This window comes from Collinsella sp. CLA-SR-H006, from assembly GCF_040097075.1.
GTDB lineage: Bacteria > Actinomycetota > Coriobacteriia > Coriobacteriales > Coriobacteriaceae > Collinsella.
This window is the reverse complement of record NZ_JBBNPD010000029.1, coordinates 1-2,630: the sequence shown is the minus strand read 5'-3', so window position 1 is coordinate 2,630 and position 2,630 is coordinate 1. Positions and strand designations below refer to the sequence as shown.

1 pseudogene is annotated in these 2,630 nt (G+C 70.3%); it reads left to right on the top strand.

Features of this window, described 5'->3' with window-relative positions:
- Window positions 1-2,495 (top strand): annotated as a pseudogene (locus AAA069_RS09895) (hypothetical protein); the annotation flags it as partial.
- Window positions 2,496-2,630: the final 135 nt, after the last annotated feature.

Here is a 2,630-nt window from a genome sequence, read left to right as displayed (position 1 = left end):
CGGGCTACGGCCGCGCCGTCCAGGCCGTCCAGGTCGCGGTCCTGCCCAAGGGCGACCCCGCCCCGGGCGACACCGCCACCCCGTTCGTCGACAGGTCCTCCGAGCCCCCCTCCGTCTCCTACCGCGCCCACGTCGCCGGCATCGGCTGGCAGGGCTCCGTCTCGGACGGCGCCGTCGCCGGCACCACCGGGCAGGGCCGCGCCCTCGAGGCCCTCTCGGGCTCCGTCTCCTGGTACGGGCACGGATCCTCCTCCCTCGAGGTGAGGGCCCACGTCTCGAACGTCGGCTGGCAGGGCTGGACCTCGGGGACCGCCGGCACCACCGGGCGCTCCCTAGCGGTCGAGGCGCTCCAGTTCAGGCTCTCCGGCGAGGCCGCCTCGTCCTACGACGTCTGGTACCGCGTGCACTGCTCCGACTACGGCTGGCTCGGCTGGGCCAAGGACGGCGCGTCCGCGGGCACGGTTGGCCTGTCGAAGGCCGTCCAGGCCGTCCAGGTCGTGCTCGTCCCCAAGGGCGGCGCCGCGCCGGGGCCGGCCGGCGGGGCCTTCCGCGGCGCCGGCGAGCGCCTGTCCGGGTCGTCCATCTCCGTCGCCGGCTCGCCGGCGGGCTCGTCGTTCTCGGGCGGGGTCCTGACGCTCGGCTCCGAGAGGGGGCCCGTGCTGGGCTCCGTCGCCGCGACCGTCGACAACCTCGAGTCCGACGGGTCGGTCTGCTACCGCGGCCTGCTGCTGGGCTCCGGCTGGCAGGGGGAGACCAGCTCCGACGGGGCGCAGCTCGGCGCCTCGGGCGGCGGGCTCCAGCTCAAGGCCGTCCGCTTCGAGCTGTCCGGCGGCCTCGCGGAGCGCTACGACGTCTGGTACCGCTCCTGTGACTCCGCGCGCGGCTGGCTCGGCTGGGCGAGCGCCGGCGAGCCCTCCGGCGTCGAGTCCGGCGCCTCGGGCCTCACCGCCGTTCAGGTCGCCCTCGTCGCGAAGGGCTCCGGCGCCCCCGGCCCGGCCGAGGGGGCCTACGTCTCCGGCGCCGCCTCCGGCCCGTCGCTCGTCCTGCAGGGCCATGTCGCCGAGCGCGGCTGGCTGCCCGCGGTGGGCGGCGGCGAGGACGTCGGCACGACCGGCAGGGGCCTCGCGCTCCAGGCCGTGCGCGCCTCCCTCGAGGGGGCGGGCGAGGGGAGCTCCGTCTCCGTCGCGGCCCACGTGGCCGGCATCGGCTGGCAGGACGCCGCCTCCGCCCCCTCCTACGCCGGCACGGTGGGGCAGGGCCGCGCCGTCCAGGCCGTGAGGGTGTCCCTCTCCGGCCCCGTCTCCGAGCGCTACGACGTGTGGTACCGCGTCCACGCGGCCGGCTACGGCTGGCTCGGCTGGGCCAAGGACGGCGAGGCCGCGGGCACCGAGGGGCTCGGCGTCCAGGCAGAGGCCCTCCAGGCCGTCCTCGTCGAGAAGGGCGGCGACGCCCCCTCGACGGGCGACCCCGCCGAGCTCTCCGTCCCCTCGCTCAGCCTCAGGGCCCACGTCTCCGGCGTCGGCTGGCAGCCCGCCGTCGGCAACGGCGGCACCGCCGGCACGACCGGCCAGTCCCGCGCCGTCGAGGCGATCGCCGCCGAGGTCTCCTCGCCGGTCTCCGGCGGCCTGTCCTACAGCGCCCACGTCTCCGGCGTCGGCTGGCAGGACGAGGTCTCGGGCGGCGCCGTGGCGGGCACCACCGGCCAGGGCAGGGCGGTCGAGTGCGTGAAGATGCGCCTGACCGGCGACCTCTCCGAGTACTACGACGTGTGGTACCGCGCCTACGTGCAGGACTACGGCTGGCTCGGCTGGGCCAGCGACGGGGCCCGCGCCGGCACGACCGGCATCGGCTACCGCGTAGAGGCGCTCCAGGTCCGCGTCCTCGCGAAGGGCTCGGCGGCCCCGGGCCCGACGGACGGCGCGTACAGGGATGTAGCCGACGAGAAGGTGATTGGCGTTCCGCGGATTAGGCTCGTTACTTGGCTTACCCAGCATCAATATGACGGTTACTACCTCGGGACTCCATATTCCACTGGATTCTCTATTCCTACTTGCACCTATCCCAACGGGGAGAGACGCTGGGATGGATATTCTGGTATGAACTGCACTGGCTTTGTCGCTCATGCGTGGTCGAAGTGCGGCGGTAATCTCGCGGCAGTTGCTGCAAATAACAGCCATTCGCCTTGGGCCGGAGGCCCCGGTGGAGGTGGTTATATCAACGCGTGGCGTTTTTACGGCTATGCGATCGATTCCGGTTCAAAGGTTTATGAGTTCAACAAAGTGCAGGATCTACTGAATAGTGGGTTGGCAAGAAAGGGCGATGTCATTTTCTTCAAGACTGCTCCTAACGTCGATTGTCATATCGGATTTTTCTGGGGTGACAATCCTCGGGACAATAAGATGTGGCACTCTTCGTCGCCCGCTAATCAGATCTCGTCCATTTATAACTATTCGAACCCGGCTGAAATTAACCAGCACGTTTGTCTGATTAAATAGCTGCTGGTTAAATAGCCTCTTCGGCTTGGCTCCCGTCCCCCCAATCTAGTAGACTTGGAAACCGTTGCTAGATTAGGGGGATTTTCCATGAGACGCTCCACGAAACGAGTTTCCGGGGCCGCCGCCGCGCTGGCG